This is a genomic window from Collinsella sp. TM10-22, assembly GCF_003466125.1.
Classification (GTDB): domain Bacteria; phylum Actinomycetota; class Coriobacteriia; order Coriobacteriales; family Coriobacteriaceae; genus Collinsella.
In genome coordinates, this window is sequence record NZ_QSOC01000011.1 from 21,342 (window position 1) to 39,450 (window position 18,109).

An 18,109-nucleotide genomic window follows, 5' to 3' on the forward strand; every position below is an offset into this window, starting at 1 on the left:
TCTACACCGTCCTGATGCGCGGGTTGATGAGCAGGTAGAGCATGTCAACCACGATGTTGATGATGATGAAGGCAAGAGCAACGACGATGACGACGCCCTGAACCAAGTTCGCCTCGTTGCCCTGAACGCCCTGCAGAATCGCGGTACCCATGCCCGGGAGGTTGAAGATAACCTCAATGACGACGGCACCGCCCATGAGGTAGCCGATCTTAAGGCCGAGGGTGGTGACCGGGGTAATCAGCGCATTGCGAAGAACGTTGATACCGACGACGACCTTTTCGGGAACGCCGGCACCGCGAGCCATACGGACATAGTCCTTATCGAGCTCCTCAACCATGGCGGTACGCACGATACGAGTCATCTGGCCCGTCAGCGGAAATGCCAAGGCGATGGCGGGCATGATCATGCGTCCCAGATAACCAGCCGGATTCGTGGTGAAGTGAGGCAGGGCGCCCGATGCTGGGAGCACCTTAAGGTAGGAAGAGAACAGCAAAATCAACAGAACGGCAAGCCAGAACGACGGGGTTGCCAAGCCGGCAATGGAAAAGACGCGGATCACTTGGTCCGGCCATTTATCGCGATACAGCGCCGCGATGACGCCGAGCAAAAACGAAACGACCGCGCCGATGGCAAGACCGATAAAGGTCAGCTGCATCGTGACGGGCAGGGCCGTGGAGATGCGCTTGGCAACAGAGTTGCGAGCAGCGCCGTAGGTGCCCATGTCGCCGTGGATCAAGTCGCCCATATAGCGCACATAACGCACGGGCCAGGGGTCGTCCAGACCATACTTCTCATGGTACTCGGCAACCGCCTCGGGCGAGGCACCGTCACCCAACGCCGTGTAGGCGGGGTCGGTCTTGGAGAACGACATAAGGAAGAACACCAGGACGGTGACGCCCAATGCCATGATCGGCAGCGCGACAAGACGCCTTCCAATCAAACGTAGAAAGTTGTTCACGTTCTCTCCCCTTTCTTTTGTCGGTAGGACCAACTGGTATATGAGTACGGATACTCATTACAAGACCCGAGCGACATCGTTGCCGCCCGGGTCTTTGTTTCAACTATGAGGATACGGTCTCAACGACCGGTATCCTGCATATAGACTCAAGCGAGTCTTACGCCTTGACGGTCGCGACGCCCTTAAAGGACATGCTCGTCGTGCCGATGCCCTTGAAACCATCGAGGGCCTCGCCGTTGGGCGCGGTGGACGGATCGTCCCAAGAAGCGGAGACGGTCTTGACGTGGACAACGGGGTACAGAACGGCGTTGTCGGCGATGATGTCGAAGCACTCGTTCCACTTCTTCTGCTGCTCGTCGCCCTCGGCGGCAAGAGCCTCGTCCATGAGTCCGTGGAGCTTCTCCCACTCAGCGGACTCCTTCCACGGGCAACGGGTCTGCATCCAGACGTTGTCGCCAAACCACCAGTTGAGCAGCAGGTCGGGGTCAGCGCCGAAGCAGGAAGGATCGCCAGGGGCAAGGAGGATATCGTAAGCCTCGCCGCCGTCAATGGCAGCGTAGGTGGCCGGCGAGGTATCGGTCTGGATGGTCACATCGAAGCCGAGAGCGTCAAGGTCGTTCTTGACCTGGGCAGCCATGCCCTTAATCTGCTCGTTATCGGTGGTGCGCAGGGTGATGGCGCCCGGGGTGATGCCGGACTCCTCGATGAGCTTCTTAGCCTTCTTGGCGTCGGTCTTGTACACCGTGGAGGCCTCATGATAGTTGGTAAAGCTCTTGGGCAGGTAGCAGCTGGCGGCGGTAGCAAGGCCGGCGAAGGTGTTGCTGATCATCTTCTCGGTGTCGAGCGCATACATAACGGCCTGACGGACCTTGACGTCGTTCCAAGGCGCCTTGGCGACGTTGAACATGATGAAGCGGGTACCGAAGCCCTGAACGTTGTCAATCTTGCAGCCAGCGCTCTCGAGCTGATCGACGGCGTCAGCGGTAACGAGCTCCATGACGAGCGTGGAGCCTTCCTGCTGAGCAGTGACGCGAGCGGTGGGGTCGGTCAGGATGCTGTACTGGATCTTCTCGTCCTCGGCAGCATACTCACCGTTGTACTCGGGGTTGGGAACCAGGGTGATCTCGGTGTCGGAGATGGCATCGTACATCCAGGGGCCGGAGCCGATCGGCTGTTTGGCGCGATCCTCCTCGGCCTGGGTGGCCGGGGTAACGCGGATGATGGCCAGACGATCCTTGAGCAGGGAGAAGTTGGGGACCTTGGTCTTGACCGTCACGGTGCTGGCGTCCTTGGCCTCGATGGACTCGAAAGGCTGGAAGAACGGAGCATAGGTAGCGGAAGCGGCGCAAGCGTTGTAGGAAGCCACAACGTCGTCAGCGGTGACCTCAGTACCATCGGAGAACTTGGCGCCCTTACGGATGGTGACCTCGAAGGTGGTGTCATCCACAGACTTGGGATCGTCAGTAGCGAGCTCGTTGAAAGTGCTGTAGTCGTGGTAATCGATGCCGTAGAGGCCCTCGATGACATGCCAGTTGGCACCCAGGCCAACAGCGGAACCGGTGGTGGCGGGATCGAAGCTGGACGGAGCGTAAGCGGAACCAGCGGTGATCACGCCGCCGCCACGGTTGGCGGAATCGGTGGAGCCGGAAGCGGAACCCTCGTCGCTAGAGCTGCCACCGCAGCCAGTGAGACCAAGGCCGGCGACAGCAGCGACGCTGCCGGTGAGGCCGAGGAACGAACGCCTGGACATACCCTTGTTGATGATGGCCATCTCTTCTCCTATCAATAGAGAATCTTACTCGGGAGCACCTAGACTTGCCCCCGCGCAACTTGCGGACGATATATACCTTACCTACCGACGAACCCAACTGAGGTGCCGCGCTCGGCGACCGATACATACATCCGCTTGAACGGTATTTACTACCGTTCACCGAATTCATTGACAAATGATTCGCCAGACAGTATGTATCGACGAGGTGAGATATCAGTCTTCGTCAACCCGCAGGATATCAGGGTTTTCACTTGGGTTAGTCAAACGTTTTACCGTTAATAAAACCCGAAACCAGCAGGCAATCATGGCGAAATAAATGGTTGAAAATCGCGCAATCATGTATATCAGCTGTTTAGGCTCGTGTTTAGTTTTCGGATTGCTTTGCCGCCGCCCCGGAACGCTCGGCATCCCACGCAACGAGCGTCTCGTGAACCGCTTTGGCGACATCGGCAGGAATGCCTCGAACTTCCGCGATCTCTTGCTCGCTCGCCGCGCGCAAACGCTTCATCGAGCCAAAATGACGCATAATGGCACGTTTTCTGGTGGGTCCCACCCCTGGAACGTCATCGAGTATCGAAACCGTCATGGCCTTATCGCGCAGCTCGCGATGGAATGTAATTGCAAAACGGTGCGATTCATCGCGAACCTGTTTGATTAGATAGAGCGAAGCAGACCCGGTCGGCAGCACGACGGGCGTCTCGTCCCAAGGCACGAAAACCTCCTCATCGGCCTTTGCCAAGCCGCAAACTGGTATATCGAGCCCCAGGGCCTCAAGTTGTTTGATCGCAGCCGTCAATTGCGGTTTGCCGCCGTCGACAACAAGCAGATCGGGCCGCGAGCCAAAGCGCTCATCGGCCATGCGTTCGGGAGCGTAGCGTCGTCCCAAAACCTCGGACATCGACACGAAGTCGTTTGCCTCGTCCAATTCGGCCTGAATTTTAAAACGACGGTACTGGCTCTTGTCAGCGCGCCCGTTGGTAAACACTACCATCGAGGCGACGGTAAAGGTTCCGTGCAGCGTCGAGATATCGAAGCACTCGATACGCATCGGCGGCGCCGGCAGCGCCAGCGCGCTTTCGAGCTCCAGGAGCGCTTGATTGGTGCGGTCGTCAGCGTACCCCGTTCGCATCATGTAGCGCATGAGGGCATGGCGCGCATTTTTGGATGCCATAGCGAGCAAACGGTGCTTTTCGCCACGCTGCGGCCTATGGAGATGGCAGGAACGCTCGCGCTTGCCTGCAAGCCACTCCCCCAGCGCCTCCGCATCCTCAAGCTCGACGGAGAGGTTGACCTCAGCTGGAATATCAGCCGTCTCATCGTAATAGCGTTTAAGAAAGCCCGACTGGAGCTCTTCCTCGTCAACATCAAGACCCTTGTCGAGAATGAACTCGCAGGTGCGAACTGTTCGGCCCTCGCGAACGACGAAGACGCAAGCGGCGGAGATGGTCTCTTCGCGATAGAAACCGATGACATCGATATCGACACTGGAGGGAAAAACGACTTGCTGACGATCGTCCAGACCCCTGATGACCTCCAAACGACGTTTGACGCGTGCCGCGCGCTCAAAGTCGAGCGCCTCGGCGGCATCCGTCATCTCGGAGGTCAGCTCATCGACGACATCCTTGCGATGGCCCGACAAAAAGCGCTCGACACGCTTGACGTTCTTGGCATAGTCTGCCGGGGAAATCGCACCGACACACGCACCCGGTCCGCGCCCGACATGGTAGTCAAAGCAGGGGCGCCCGTTTTGCGCGCAAATCATATTGACGATGTCTTCCTCGCCCTTGTGGGACTCGACGATACGGCGGCAACGACGCCACTCCGCACAGGATGCGGAGCAAATGGGAATAACCTTGCGCAGCGTATCTATCGTCTCACGTGCCGCACGGCTATCGGTATAGGGTCCAAAATAGCGCGTTCCCGGCTTATGACGCTCACGCGTGTATTTGATAGCGGGATACAGGTCGCCCTTTGTAATGGCGATAAAGGGGTAGCTCTTGTCATCCTTGAGGTCGACGTTAAAGTACGGATGGTACTGACCAATCAAATTGCGCTCGAGCACCAACGCCTCATGCTCGGTCTCCACCACGATATAGTCAAAGCTCGCCACCAGCTGCATCATCAGCGGGATCTTTTGACGCTCATCCTGCAGTGTCACGTATTGACGCATGCGGGCGCGTAGGTTTTTCGCCTTGCCCACGTAGATGACATCGCCCTTGGCGTCTTTCCAAAGGTAGCAGCCGGGCTGCGTGGGAACGCGCGAAACCTGCTCGGCAAGCGTTGGAATGTTGTCGTGACCGACCATGCGCACCTACTTGCGACGAAGCAGCGCCGAGACCTCGGGCATCTTAAGAACGACGGCAAGGCCAAAGGTAACAGCAAGCGAGACGACACCCGCAACGCAAACGTAGCCAAGAGTAATCAGAATCGAGCCGCCAAGTGCCCCGACAAAGTGCTCAAGCGCCCACATGACGCCGGCGCCTGCGGCAGCACCCAGGCCACCGAGCAAAAGGCCAAAGAAACCGCCATGCAGGATAGATTTGACCTGAAGGCCACGCAGACGACGACGCAGCCACCACAGCGAACAACCGACCAAGATCACGTAGTCAACGACATACGAAAGCGCGATTGCCGGCATACCGAAGCCCAGCACAACGCCAAACAGCAGAACCGAGCCGGCCTGGCCGATGGCGGAATACAGGCAATAGCGGCTATAGGGCTTCATGTCGAGCAAGGCAGAGAAGCTCTTCTGCATCAATACGACCACGCCGTAGAGCGGCAGCGAGAACGCCAGGTAGACAAGGAACTCGGACACCAGCGCCACGCCGGACTCATCAAACTTGCCGGCACAGTAAATCATGTTGAGCGGACGCGCGAAGACAATCAGGTACAGCGTGAACGGAATCAGGAAGAACAGCATCTGGGCGACGCCACGCGAAATGCCCGTGCGAACGCTGTCGTAATCCTTCTCCTGTGCGTCGTGAGAAAGCTCGGTATAGAGCGCCGTCGAAAGCGAGGCGGCAATCAGCGCGTAGGGCAGCGTGTACCACAGACGCGCATAGGCGATGACGGAAGGACCAGTCTCGGGCTGGACCACCAGCGCGGCAGCGTTGGTGATAGAAGTCGAGACAAACATGCACACTGTGGCGAGCAGCGTCGGGATACCGAGCGCAATCGTCTGGCGCAGTGCGGGGTCCTTAAAGTCGATATGGATATGGGGATGCACGCCGTGCTTACCAAGCGCGGGGATCTGACATGCCATCTGAACAAAGACACCGAGGGTCGTACCGGCCGCAATCAAGATGATGCCGGCACGTTCGCCAAGCTGTGCGGACACGGGCGCAAAACCCATAAAGCTCGCAATGACGATCACATTGTTGAGGACCGGGGCAAACGTCGACCAGAAGTAGTCGCGGTGTGCGTTGAGAACGCCCGAGAACACCGAGCCCAAACCATAAAACAGAATCTGGATGGCAAAGAAACGGAACATGAACGCAGCGGTATCCATGCTGCCGCCGTCACCCGAAAGGAACGATTGCGTCCAGATAAAGCCCGGGGCGAACACAGTCCCCAGCAACGAAATGCCACCCAGCACCAAAAGCAGAATACCAAGCAGGTTGCCCACGTACTCGTTCGAGGCCTCGCGACCCTGCTCACGCCTCACGCCCATGTACACGGGCAAAAAAGCCGTCACGAGCATGCCGCCCATCACAAGTTCGTAGAGCATATTGGGCAGGTTGTTGGCGACCTGATAGGAGGACGAGAGTAGCGACATGCCGATAGCTGCCGCCATTGCCCACGTGCGGATAAAACCGGTGACGCGAGACACGATGGTCAGGATGGTCATAAGCCCGGCGGAACGACCAACCGTGGAGTAGTCCGACGAGCCCATGTCGTCAGTGTCATCTCGCGACGAAGAAGCCTCAGGCGCGGGCGTCTGAGAAGCCGAACGCTTTGCAAAGTGAGCCCCGCGCTTCGATTCTTCCTGCGGCATCGTTCAGTCCTCTCTCGTGATCGGGGCAACCGTCGCCCCGCAAAATGCAACTAAGTCGTCGGGGGCAAGCTCAAGCTGATAGCCACGCTTACCGCCTGAGATAAAAATGGTATCCCAAAGGACGCATGTCTCATCGATCAGCGTCCGAAAGCGTTTTTTCATGCCGACTGGACTGCAGCCGCCCCGGACATACCCCGTCGCGGCAAGCAAGTCCTTAACATGCATCATGGTCAGCGACTTTTCGCCAGCGGCGCGCGCGGCGGCCTTTAGGTCAAGCTCGTCGGCAACGGGAATACAGCACACAACGTGTTCATTGGACGGCGCCACGCAAACCAAGGTCTTAAAACCCTGGCCAGGCTCCTCGCCAAGTTGTTCCGAAATTGCAACGCCTAAACCCGCCGACTCATCGCCATCGTCTTCATACGTATGGAGAATATAGGAGATACCGGCGTTTTCCAGCTCGCGCATCGCATTGGTTTTCGGCGTCTTTGCAGCCTTTGCCATGGCATGTCCCTTCCCTCGCATTCGAACGTAACGCCTAAGTATATGTCCAATGTAGCCGCATACGTCATCTCGACACACAGAAGCGCCACCGAATCGAAAGGAATCGGTGGCGCTTCTCGCATGACGGCGTCTCTTTACTGGGCGTCGAGTTGTGCTTGACGCTCGCGGTCGCGCTCGAGCAGCGGGGCCAAGAACTTGCCCGTGTAACTCTGTGAACATGCCGCGACCTGCTCTGGCGTACCCGAGACCACGACAGTTCCGCCGCCATTGCCGCCCTCGGGGCCCATATCGATCAGACGGTCGGCAACCTTGATGACATCGAGATTGTGCTCGATCACCAGAACCGTGTTGCCCGCATCGACCAGGCGCTGCAGCACGTCGAGCAGCTGGCGGACATCCTCAAAATGGAGACCGGTCGTCGGCTCATCCAGAATGTAGAACGTCTTACCCGTCTGACGGCGGTGGAGTTCCTTGGCGAGCTTTACGCGCTGTGCCTCGCCACCCGAAAGCGTCGTTGCCGGCTGGCCCAAGCTCACATAACCCAAGCCCACATCATACAGAGTCTGGAGCTTACGCTTAATCTGAGGAATATTGCCAAAGAAAGCCAGCGCCTCGGTGACGCTCATGTCGAGCACGTCAGAGATGGTCTTACCACGGTAGGTGACCTCAAGCGTCTCGCGATTATAGCGCTTGCCGCCGCAGACCTCGCAGGGGACATAGATATCGGGAAGGAAGTGCATCTCGATCTTGATTTGTCCGTCGCCCTTGCATGCTTCGCAGCGGCCGCCGCTCACGTTAAAGGAGAAACGTCCGGGCGAGTAGCCGCGCGCCTTCGACTCCGGTGTGCTCGCAAACAGCGCGCGCAGATCATCCCACAGGCCAATGTACGTAGCGGGATTGGAACGCGGTGTGCGGCCGATCGGCGACTGGTCAATGTCGATCACCTTATCGATGCACTCGATACCCTCGAGCTTTTTGTACGGGCCCACGGGACGCGTCGAGCGATGAATGGCATTCGTAAGGGCAGGCGCGATGGTGTCGGTAACCAGGGAGCTCTTGCCCGATCCCGACACGCCGGTAACGACCGTAAGCGTACCGAACTCAATCTTGGCGGTAACGTTTTTGAGGTTATTGGCACGGGCGCCCGTGATCTTAAGGCAGCCGCGACCGGGCTTGCGGCGCTTGTCGGGAACCCGAATCATTCGCTTGCCAGTCAGGTAGGCACCCGTCATCGAATCGGGGCACGCCATGATATCGGCAGGCGTTCCCGCGGCGACCACGTGTCCGCCGTTCACGCCCGCGCCGGGGCCCATGTCGATCACATAGTCGGCAGCACGAATCGTATCCTCATCATGCTCGACGACGATGACGGTGTTGCCGATATCGCGCAGGCGCTCAAGTGTCTTGATCAGGCGCTCGTTATCGCGCTGATGAAGGCCGATCGATGGCTCGTCCAAAATGTACAGGACACCCATGAGACCGGCGCCGATCTGCGTTGCCAGGCGAATGCGCTGGGCCTCGCCTCCGGAAAGCGTCGCCGAGGCACGGTCGAGGGTCAGATAGTCGAGTCCGACATCGACCAGAAAGCGCAGGCGCTCCAGGATTTCCTTAACAATGCGCCCGCCGATAAATTGTTGGCGCTCGGTAAGCTCCAGGCCCTCAAAAAACTCGAGCGACTCGCGGCACGACAGGCAGCAGACCTCGTAAATGGACTTACCGCCTACGGTAACGGCGAGCATCTCGGGGCGCAGACGAGCACCATGGCAACTCGAGCACGGCTCCTCGCGAATGTACTTCTCCAAGCGCGCCCTGGTGTTCTCATTCGTCGTCTCGTTATAGCGCTCGTACAGGATATTGCGCACGCCCGAGAACTTGGTGTCCCACTGGCTGCGACGCCCATCGAGCTTTTGATAGTCGACCGAAATCTTCTGGTCGCCCATGCCGTCTAAAAACGCGCGACGCACCCGCGGAGGCAGATCCTCCCACGGCGTACCGACGCTCACCTTAAAGTGTTTGCAGACCGCAGCGAAAATCTGCGGATAGTAGTTAGAGTTGCCAAACAGGCTGCCAAAGACCCCGTCGGCGATCGACTTCGAGGGGTCTTCGATTAGCGCTTCGGCATCGACCGTCTTCTTAAAGCCCAGGCCATCGCACTCGGGGCACGCGCCATAGGGCGCGTTGAACGAAAAATCACGCGGCTGAAGATCGTCAATGGAGTGTCCATGCTCCGGGCACGCCAAGGCCAACGAATACTCCAGCAGCTCGCCCTCGGTCCCCTCGGGAGCATCACGATCGGGCAGCATGTACACGTTTACATTGCCGTGAGCCAGCGCGGTCGCCTGCTCAACAGACTCGGCGATACGGCCCAGAGAGTTCTCGCGGATCACGATGCGATCGACCACGACCTCGATATCGTGCTTAAACTTCTTGTCCAGATCGATCGGATCGTCGAGCGAGCGCACTTCACCGTCGACACGCACGCGGCTAAAGCCCTCGGCGCGAAGGTCCTCAAACAGTTTTGTGTACTCGCCTTTTCGCCCGCGCACCACCGGTGCCAGCACAAACGCGCGGCGACCCTCCCCCGCGGCCAAGACCTTGTCGGCAACCTGGTCGGTCGTCTGGCGCTCAATGACGCGGCCGCATTCGGGACAGTGAGGGGTGCCCACACGGGCGAACAGCAGGCGCAGATAGTCGTAAACCTCGGTTACGGTGCCAACCGTCGAGCGAGGGTTTTTAGACGTCGTCTTTTGGTCGATCGACACCGCCGGCGAAAGGCCGTCGATTGAATCCAAGTCGGGTTTGTCCATCTGGCCCAAGAACTGGCGCGCATAGCTCGAAAGGCTCTCGACGTATCGACGCTGGCCCTCGGCATAGATAGTGTCGAATGCCAGCGAACTCTTGCCCGAGCCAGAAAGACCGGTAATGACCACGAGTTGGTCACGCGGAATGGAAACATCGATATCACGGAGGTTGTGCTCACGAGCGCCGCGAATAACGATAGAAGAATCAGACATGGAAGCTCCTTGCCTCCTATAACTTCAAATCACACCGTCGATGAGTTTAGCGCACTCAACGCGCACAGATGTTCGTAATACAAGATTCTCAAACCTTTTGCTTTATCTGACACGCGCACGTCGCATACCCGACCCATGCTTTCGAATGCCATCGATCGCCCGCCGCGCATCACAAATGACTCCCGCTCGCAAACGAGGGTACAATGACGCTCGTGTCACATCGCGGGGCCCCGGCCCCAACATATACAAAGGAGTCATACATGGGTTGCGAACACGCACAGGCCGCCGGCGGACAAACGTCGCCGTCGCAATTTGAGGAGAACACGCTGTCCGAGGTCAAGCGCGTCATCGCCGTGCTTTCCGGCAAGGGCGGTGTCGGCAAGTCGTTTGTCACCGGTGCCATCGCCACCGAGCTCGCCCGCCACGGTCACAAGGTCGGCGTTCTCGATGCCGACATTACCGGTCCCTCCATCCCCAAGATGTTCGGTATGAGCGGACGCCACGTCCATGCCCTTGGCAACCTTATGCTGCCCGAGATCTCAGAGCACGGCGTCAAGGTCATGAGCTCCAACCTGCTGCTCCAAAACGAGACCGACCCCGTCCTTTGGCGCGGTCCGGTCATCGCAGGCGCCATTAGGCAGTTCTGGAGCGAGACCTCGTGGGGCCCCATCGACTACCTGCTGGTCGACATGCCTCCGGGAACAGGCGACGTCGCGCTCACCGTCTTCCAGTCGCTGCCCGTCGACGGCATCGTCATCGTCACGAGCCCGCAGGATCTGGTCTCGATGATCGTCGCCAAAGCGGTCAACATGGCTGAGAAGATGAACGTCCCCATTCTGGGCATTGTCGAGAACATGAGCTATATTGAGTGCCCCGACTGCGGCAAGAAGATTGAGGTCTTTGGCAAGAGCAAGCTCCCCGAGGTCGCAGATCGCTATAAACTTGACATCTTGGGCCAGCTTCCCATTAATCCGGCACTCGCTGAGGCCTGCGATAAGGGCGAGGTCGAGACCGCGCTGCCCGATGGTATGTTGCCCAAGGCAGTCTCTGCCGTCGAGGCCATTACCCCGCACGAGACCGACGAGGCCTAAGTGAACGCGAGCGCCTTCTATGACGTCCTGGTAATCGGCGGCGGGGCTTCAGGCCTCGCCGCTGCCATTACGGCTGCACGCGCTGGCAAAAGCGTCTGCATCGTTGAGCGCGATGTCGCCAGTGGCCTTAAGCTCCTTGCGACCGGTAACGGCCGCTGCAACCTCTCCAACGAATCGATTGATCCTCAGCGGTATAACCACCCCGCATTCGTTGAATCCGTCATGGGCCCCCAGCCCGAACAAGAGCTTATGGGTTTCTTCTCCTCGCTGGGCATCATGACAACCTCCGAGGAAGGCCGACTGTACCCGCGCTCCCTTCGCGCCGAATCGGTGCGCGACGCGCTTCTCAACGTTTGCGACCGCCTAGGTATCACCTTAATCTGCGGAGCCAACGTTGCCTCGGCGCACGAAGCTTCCGAAGGCTGGGTACTCCAAATAGACCGTCCAGCGCGGACGCTCAAGGCAAAAAGGCACGACGACCGAAAATCGGAGCTCCGCTCGCTTCGGAAAGCGCTCGTCGATGTCCCTCGCAAGAACGAGACCCTGCAGGCACATGCCGTAATTATCGCCACGGGCGGCAGCCCCACCGGTATCGCCGATACGTTTCGCCTCCCCCTCACTTCGCTGCGCCCCATCCTCTGCCCCGTTTCGGCAACGGTCGTTGGCGATCGGGCGGCACTCAAGACGTTGGATGGCCTGCGCGTCCGCGCCCGCTTGACGCTCGCCCGTAACCATAGTGAGCTCTGGCACGAAGACGGTGAAGTGCTGTTTCGAACCTTCGGCATCTCGGGCGTCGCTGTCTTCAACCTCTCCCGTCGTATCCAGCGCGGCGATACGATCCTGCTCGACGTTTTCCCCGACCTCTCCAAAGACGAATTGCTCGATACGCTCAACCGGCGCGTTGAGCTGCTCGATAGCTTTTCGCCCCGCAATCCCCGTTGGCTCGACGGCATGCTCGCCCCGCAACTCTCCCGCGTCGTCTGCACAGCGTTCGAGCAGTGCCATCCAGGCTCCAATGATGTCATCCACCTGGTCTCGATCCTCAAGCACTTTAAGTTGCTCGTCGAGGGAACAGCCGAGGAACGCTCTGCGCAGGTCACGCGTGGTGGCGTATCTGTCGAGAGCATCTCAACACCCAGTTTACGCGCGCGCAGCGTTGTCGACGCCCCGCTTTACGTCTGCGGCGAAGCGCTCGACATCGACGCCGATTGTGGAGGCTTTAACCTTGCGTGGGCCTGGCTCTCGGGCATTCGCGCTGCAAGCAGCCTGTAGCCACGCAGTCTATAATCAAAAACGCATTCGGGCCGTCTGGGATACCGGACGGCCTCTTTCTTGCCTCTAAGGAGACCTCGATGATCGAAATCACCCAAGTCAACGCGTCGCTCGATGAAGCCGGCGATGAAAATGCCTGCCTCATTGTTGGCAAGCGAGTCGCCAAGCGCGTCCTACGTTGCAAGGACTCCGAGATCAAGTCCATCGGGCTCCACCGCAAGTCAATCGACGCTCGCAAAAAACGAGACGTCCATTTTATCCTGAGCTTTCGTGTTGAGCTGACTAGTCCCCACCTCGAGCGAGAAGCGGTCGGCAACGTTGCCGAGCGCGACCGCTCGCGCGTACGCGCGATAGAAGACGATGGGCCTTCATTCCCCTCCCCCGTTTCCGGCGCACCCAAAGAACGCCCCGTCGTTGTCGGCGCCGGATGTGCCGGCCTTTTCGCTGCGCTTACGCTCGCCGAAGCAGGTCTTAAGCCCTTGCTCATCGAGCGCGGCGACCCGGCATTTCGCCGCTCGCAGGCGATCGACCTCTTTCTAAAGGAGCGCATCCTCGACCCCGAGAGCAATATCCAGTTTGGCCTGGGCGGCGCGGGAACCTTCTCGGACGGCAAGCTCAATACGGGAACCAAAAATCCCGCCCATCGCCTTATCCTCGAAACCTTCGTCGAGGCGGGTGCACCCCGCGATATTCTGTGGGATGCCAAGCCGCACATTGGCTCCGACATCCTTCCCAAGGTTGTCACCGCTATATCCCAGCGCATCGAGCAGCTCGGAGGTGTCGTCCGTTATCGAACGAGGCTCGTCGACATTCGCATCGACGTGTCTGGCGCCATCACCGGTATTGATGTCCAATCGTCCCAAGACGCCGCTTGCGAGCCAATCGAGACAAAGCACCTCATCCTCGCCTGCGGGCATTCTGCTCGCGATATTTTTGAGCTCCTTAAGGACCACAACGTGACCCTCGCACAAAAGACCTTTGCCATGGGCGTTCGCATCGAGCATCCGCAGCGCGACATCGACCGAGCCCAATATGGAGCCTCGGCGGGACATCCAGCGCTCGGGGCGGCCCCTTACAAACTTGTTGCCCATCTTCCCAACGGCCGCAGCGTGTTCTCGTTTTGCATGTGCCCCGGCGGACAGGTTGTTGCCGCCTCTTCAGAACCGTGCCATCTGTGCGTCAACGGGGCCAGTCTCAATGCCCGCGACGGACGCAACGCAAATGCCGCTCTGCTCGTTAACGTCACGCCTGAGGACCTTCCCAACGATGACCCGCTCGCCGGCATCGAGCTCCAGCGTGCCTGCGAGGCGGCTGCCTATCGCCTGGGCGGTTCCAACTGGAACGCACCGGCACAGCTCGTCGGAGATTTCCTCGCAGGACGCGCCAGCACGGCACCCGGAAAGGTAAAACCAACCTATCCACTTGGCGTGACCTGGACGGCGATCGACGATGCCCTCCCGCAGCATATCGTCGAGTCGCTCCGCCTGGGACTTCCCCTACTCGGAAAAAAGCTACGAGGCTACGACCGCCCCGATGCCGTTCTTACCGGTGTGGAGACTCGTTCGAGCTCACCGGTCACTGTCACCCGAGACCGAGCGTGCCATGCCGTGTCGACCCCGGGCCTCTACCCTTGTGGTGAAGGAGCTGGATATGCCGGCGGCATCATGAGCGCGGCCACCGACGGCATCCGTTGTGCCGAAGCCCTAATCGCTGACCTCTAGCGCACGAATTCCAGCGCGCAAAGGATACAGGCCCCGAGCTCCACAGGGAACTCGGGGCCTGTTCGCTATTTCTTAAACCGTGCACCCTGGCGTTTTCTGCCCGATGCGAACGTGGAACCCTTGCGGGCCTGCGAACGTAAGCGCTCGATCGTCTCGTCCTCAGACGCACCCTCGAGCATCGCCCGAATCTGAACGACGGCATCGCGCAGGCGCGCCGCCTCCTCAAAGTCCATGGCGGCGGAGGCGTTACGCATGTCTTCCTCCATGGTCTCGACGATCCGCACGAGCTCGTCGTGCGGTAGCCCTTCCAGCTGCTCGGCAAGCGTCTGCTCGGGTGCCGACGTCTCCGGCGCGGCGCCCTCGCCGTTTTCGTCGGGTGTATAGAACGCACCGTGACCCAGTGAATCGCCTCTCGAGCGTCCCTTCGAGCCCACAGTCTTTTCGGCCTCGGCAATAAAGCTCGAAATGTCGTTAATGGCCTTGCGGACCGTCTTGGGCACAATGCCATGGTCTTCGTTATATGCCATCTGAATCTCGCGACGGCGCTGCGTCTCCTCGATGGCTTCTTTCATCGAATCGGTCACAACGTCTGCATACATGATGACCTCGCCGTCGGCGTTACGGGCCGCGCGGCCAATCGTCTGAATCAACGAACGGCGGTTGCGCAAGAAGCCTTCCTTATCGGCGTCGAGAATTGCCACCAGCGAGACCTCGGGAAGGTCTAGACCCTCGCGGAGCAGGTTGATGCCAACGAGAACATCGATCTTGCCCTCGCGCAGCGTTCGCAGGATCTCGACACGGTCCATCGTCGCCGTATCGGAGTGCATGTAATTGACCTTAATGCCCGCATCAAGCAGGTGGTCGGTCAGGTCCTCGGCCATGCGCTTGGTCAACGTGGTCACCAGCACACGCTCCTTGCGGGCAACGCGCTCGCGAATCTCGTCCTCAAGATCGTCAATCTGGCCTCGGACCGGACGAACGTCGATCTTGGGATCGAGCAGACCGGTCGGACGAATGATCTGCTCAACGTCATTTTGGCTCACTCGCAGCTCATAGTCACCCGGCGTGGCCGAAACATAGATAAACTGGGGGATCCTTGCCTCAAACTCATCGAAACGAAGCGGGCGGTTATCGAGCGCCGAGGGCAGGCGAAAACCATGCTCCACCAGCGTCACCTTACGCGAGCGGTCACCTTCGTGCATGCCGCGAATCTGCGGCACCGTCACATGGCTCTCATCGATGATGCAGAGCATGTCCTTAGGAAAGTAATCGATCAGGGTAAACGGCGGCTCACCCGGCTTGCGACCGTCCAGATGACGTGAGTAGTTCTCGATGCCGTTGCAAAAGCCCATCGTCTCGAGCATCTCAAGATCATAATCGGTGCGCTGCTGCAGACGCTGCGCCTCGAGCAACTTGTCGGTCGCCTTGAGCTCCGCCACGCGCTTCTCGCACTCTTCGCTGATCGATTTCAGAGCCGCCTTGACCTTCGGCTTCTCGGTCACATAGTGCGAGGCCGGCCACACAGGAATTGCTTCGTACTCACGCAGCAATTCGCCGGTGACCTCATCGATCTCGCCAATCAGTTCGACCTCGTCACCAAAGAACTCAAACCGCAACGGATGCTCGGCATAAGGCGGATACACGTCGACAACATCGCCGCGCACGCGGAACGTGCCGCGTGCAAGGTCATAGTCATTGCGATCATATTGAATGTCGATAAGTGCATGGATAAAGTCATCGCGCTCGAGCGGCACCTTCTTGTCGACGTTCGGGGCTAGGCCCGCATAGTCCTCAGGAGAGCCAATGCCATAGATACACGAGACCGATGCGACGACAATCACATCTCGTCGAGAGAGCAGCGATGCGGTCGCCTGATGTCGCAGCATCTCGACCTCTTCGTTAATCGAGGAGTCTTTCTCGATATATGTATCGCTTTGCGGCACATACGCCTCGGGCTGATAGTAGTCATAGTACGAGACGAAGTAGACCACAGCGTTGTTGGGAAAGAACTCTTTGAGCTCGCTCGCAAGCTGAGCGGCGAGCGTTTTATTCGGAGCCATGACCAGCGTCGGCTTTCCCAGGGCCTCAATAGTCTTTGCCATCGTGAAGGTCTTGCCCGAACCAGTCACGCCCAGCAAAACCTGATAGCGGTCTCCGTCCCTCACACCCTGCACAAGCGACTCAATGGCTTTAGGCTGAGAGCCTGCAGGGTCATAGGGAGACACGACCTTAAACGGCACGTCAGAGCCTTCAACGCCAAAGCGCTTAAGTTCACCACCAACGCGTTCTACTTCAAATTCCGCCATGGATACTCCTAACTCATATATCTGCAGTATACGCAGGCGGCAGGCATAGTCCTATACGAACCGATCGGGATAGAGGGTCTTGTAGCGAACCCAGGCATTATTGACACGAATCAGATACGCCTGCGTCTCGGGAAAGGTAATTGCATTATGAAGCGACGTACTCTGCTGCGCCCATCCGTCGACATTGCCCATGCCGGCGTTATAGGCGGCAATGGCACTGTCAGTCGACCCGTTAAAATACGCTAGAAGATACGAAAGATACGCACAGCCAAACTCGATATTCGTTGCCGGATCGTTAAGGTTGTCGACCGAATACTCGCCACCGTCGACAAGGCCCTTGGCGATCATATCCTGGGCAGTCTCGGGCATCAGCTGCATCAATCCCTGAGCACCTTGATTCGACTCGGCCTCGGGATCCCAATTCGATTCAGACTTAATGACAGCACACACCAAATACGGATCCAAATTATGCGAAATGCTGGATTGCTTTACATACGCCTCGTAGTCAATCGGATACAGCGGTTTAAAGAAAGCAGCAGGAGCATACGAGTAAACGAATGAGATAAGGCCGAAGACAAAAACGGCAGCCAGCGGTATAAGGCGATACCAAGTAAGGAAACGTGTCTTAGGCATCGGCCTCCTCCTTATCCACAACATCCACGAACCCATGGCGCGCAAGCCATGCATCCAGTTGTTCAAAGAGCGAGTTATCGCCTGCCGCATTATCAATAACCGTTGTAGCAAGATTGCACAGCGCAGACTCATCGGGCTGGCAAGCAGAACGGGCATCGAAATCAGATGGCTCCATGCCACGTTGTATAGCACGCTCGCGACGAACTGACAAAGGAGCGCTGATGACCAGAATTTCATCAGCCAAGCCAAATGCATCCTCAAAACCAGTCGGAGCAGAAACCTCGACTACCGCAAAGGGATAACGGGGAGACGAAACCGTACAACAAACCGGATCGAGAATCCTAAGCGAAAGCTGTTCAATGAGAACGGGATGCACGATACCATTGAGCCGTGCGACCGAATCAGGAGAAGCGAAAGCTCGAGAAGCGAGGATGCTGCGGCGAATGGCGCCTTCCTCATCCAAAATGTCCCAACCGAATTCATCCGCGAGAGCATTGACGATATCAGAGCCCGGCACATACAGCGATTTTGCAAGCTCATCCAGATCGATAAGCATAGCGCCACGAGATTCGAAATAGCGGCAGGCAGTCGACTTACCCGAAGCAATATTGCCCAAGACAAATACGGTAAACATCAAGCCCTCCCTAACGCCAATGCGAGTAATTATCGCTCAAATACACTAGAAGGGCTCAAAATACAGCCAAACAGTAAGAGCGCATAAGAGGGAGCTAGGTCCCAAAGCACAACGTGTCTATAACGCAAAAAGGGGGAGGCCGCGAGGCCTCCCCCTTCTTCAAGTCATCCGACGGCTCGGTGCCGTCCACCGGTCAGCGGCGCCCTGGCCT

General features: G+C 58.4%; 12 protein-coding genes. 3 read left to right on the plus strand and 9 right to left on the minus strand.

Annotated features, from left to right (window positions below; translation table 11 throughout):
- Position 1: 1 nt before the first annotated feature.
- The 6 genes from DXD94_RS09295 to uvrA all read right to left on the minus strand — a co-directional run bounded on the left by DXD94_RS09295 (position 2) and on the right by uvrA (position 10,241).
- Positions 2-958: an ABC transporter permease gene (locus DXD94_RS09295; protein ID WP_022094871.1), complete on the minus strand. Its 957-nt coding sequence runs from the start codon at positions 956-958 to the stop codon at positions 2-4.
- 157 nt (positions 959-1,115) lie between these two features.
- The gene (locus tag DXD94_RS09300) at positions 1,116-2,729 is read right to left on the minus strand and encodes an ABC transporter substrate-binding protein (RefSeq protein ID WP_117735352.1); all 1,614 of its coding nucleotides are present in this window, start codon (positions 2,727-2,729) and stop codon (positions 1,116-1,118) included.
- A 364-nt stretch (positions 2,730-3,093) separates the two neighbouring features.
- Positions 3,094-5,034: an excinuclease ABC subunit UvrC gene (uvrC, locus tag DXD94_RS09305; RefSeq protein ID WP_117735353.1), complete on the minus strand. Its 1,941-nt coding sequence runs from the start codon at positions 5,032-5,034 to the stop codon at positions 3,094-3,096.
- 6 nt (positions 5,035-5,040) lie between these two features.
- Entirely contained in the window at positions 5,041-6,723 is a 1,683-nt protein-coding gene (murJ, locus tag DXD94_RS09310; protein ID WP_233505143.1) for a murein biosynthesis integral membrane protein MurJ, read from the minus strand.
- A 3-nt stretch (positions 6,724-6,726) separates the two neighbouring features.
- Complete coding sequence (ybaK, locus tag DXD94_RS09315; RefSeq protein ID WP_117735354.1) at positions 6,727-7,227, minus strand: Cys-tRNA(Pro) deacylase; 501 nt, start codon at positions 7,225-7,227, stop codon at positions 6,727-6,729.
- A gap of 134 nt (positions 7,228-7,361) precedes the next feature.
- A complete protein-coding gene (gene uvrA / locus DXD94_RS09320) occupies positions 7,362-10,241 on the minus strand; it encodes an excinuclease ABC subunit UvrA (RefSeq protein ID WP_117763872.1) in 2,880 nt (959 codons plus the stop codon).
- Between the two features lie 260 nt (positions 10,242-10,501).
- On the opposite strand from uvrA, the gene DXD94_RS09325 reads away from it, so the two are divergent.
- From DXD94_RS09325 to DXD94_RS09335, 3 genes are all read left to right on the plus strand, one after another.
- Positions 10,502-11,332 carry an Mrp/NBP35 family ATP-binding protein gene (locus DXD94_RS09325; protein ID WP_117763873.1) on the plus strand — a complete coding sequence of 277 codons (831 nt, stop codon included), beginning with the start codon at positions 10,502-10,504 and terminating at the stop codon, positions 11,330-11,332.
- On the plus strand, positions 11,333-12,604 hold the full coding sequence (locus tag DXD94_RS09330) for an NAD(P)/FAD-dependent oxidoreductase (RefSeq protein WP_117763874.1): 1,272 nt from the start codon (positions 11,333-11,335) through the stop codon (positions 12,602-12,604). It begins immediately after the preceding gene.
- A gap of 80 nt (positions 12,605-12,684) precedes the next feature.
- Positions 12,685-14,325, plus strand: coding sequence for an NAD(P)/FAD-dependent oxidoreductase (locus tag DXD94_RS09335; protein ID WP_117763875.1), 1,641 nt, complete (start codon positions 12,685-12,687; stop codon positions 14,323-14,325).
- A 65-nt stretch (positions 14,326-14,390) separates the two neighbouring features.
- On the opposite strand, the gene uvrB is transcribed toward DXD94_RS09335, so the two are convergent.
- The 3 genes from uvrB to coaE are packed head-to-tail and all read right to left on the minus strand — an operon-like array spanning position 14,391 to position 17,898.
- Positions 14,391-16,631, minus strand: coding sequence for an excinuclease ABC subunit UvrB (gene uvrB / locus DXD94_RS09340; protein ID WP_117763876.1), 2,241 nt, complete (start codon positions 16,629-16,631; stop codon positions 14,391-14,393).
- Between the two features lie 51 nt (positions 16,632-16,682).
- Positions 16,683-17,264, minus strand: coding sequence for a lytic transglycosylase domain-containing protein (locus DXD94_RS09345; protein WP_117763877.1), 582 nt, complete (start codon positions 17,262-17,264; stop codon positions 16,683-16,685).
- On the minus strand, positions 17,257-17,898 hold the full coding sequence (coaE, locus tag DXD94_RS09350; protein ID WP_117743847.1) for a dephospho-CoA kinase: 642 nt from the start codon (positions 17,896-17,898) through the stop codon (positions 17,257-17,259). The genes DXD94_RS09345 and coaE overlap by 8 nt, the downstream gene beginning before the upstream one ends.
- Between the last annotated feature and the right edge of the window lie 211 nt (positions 17,899-18,109).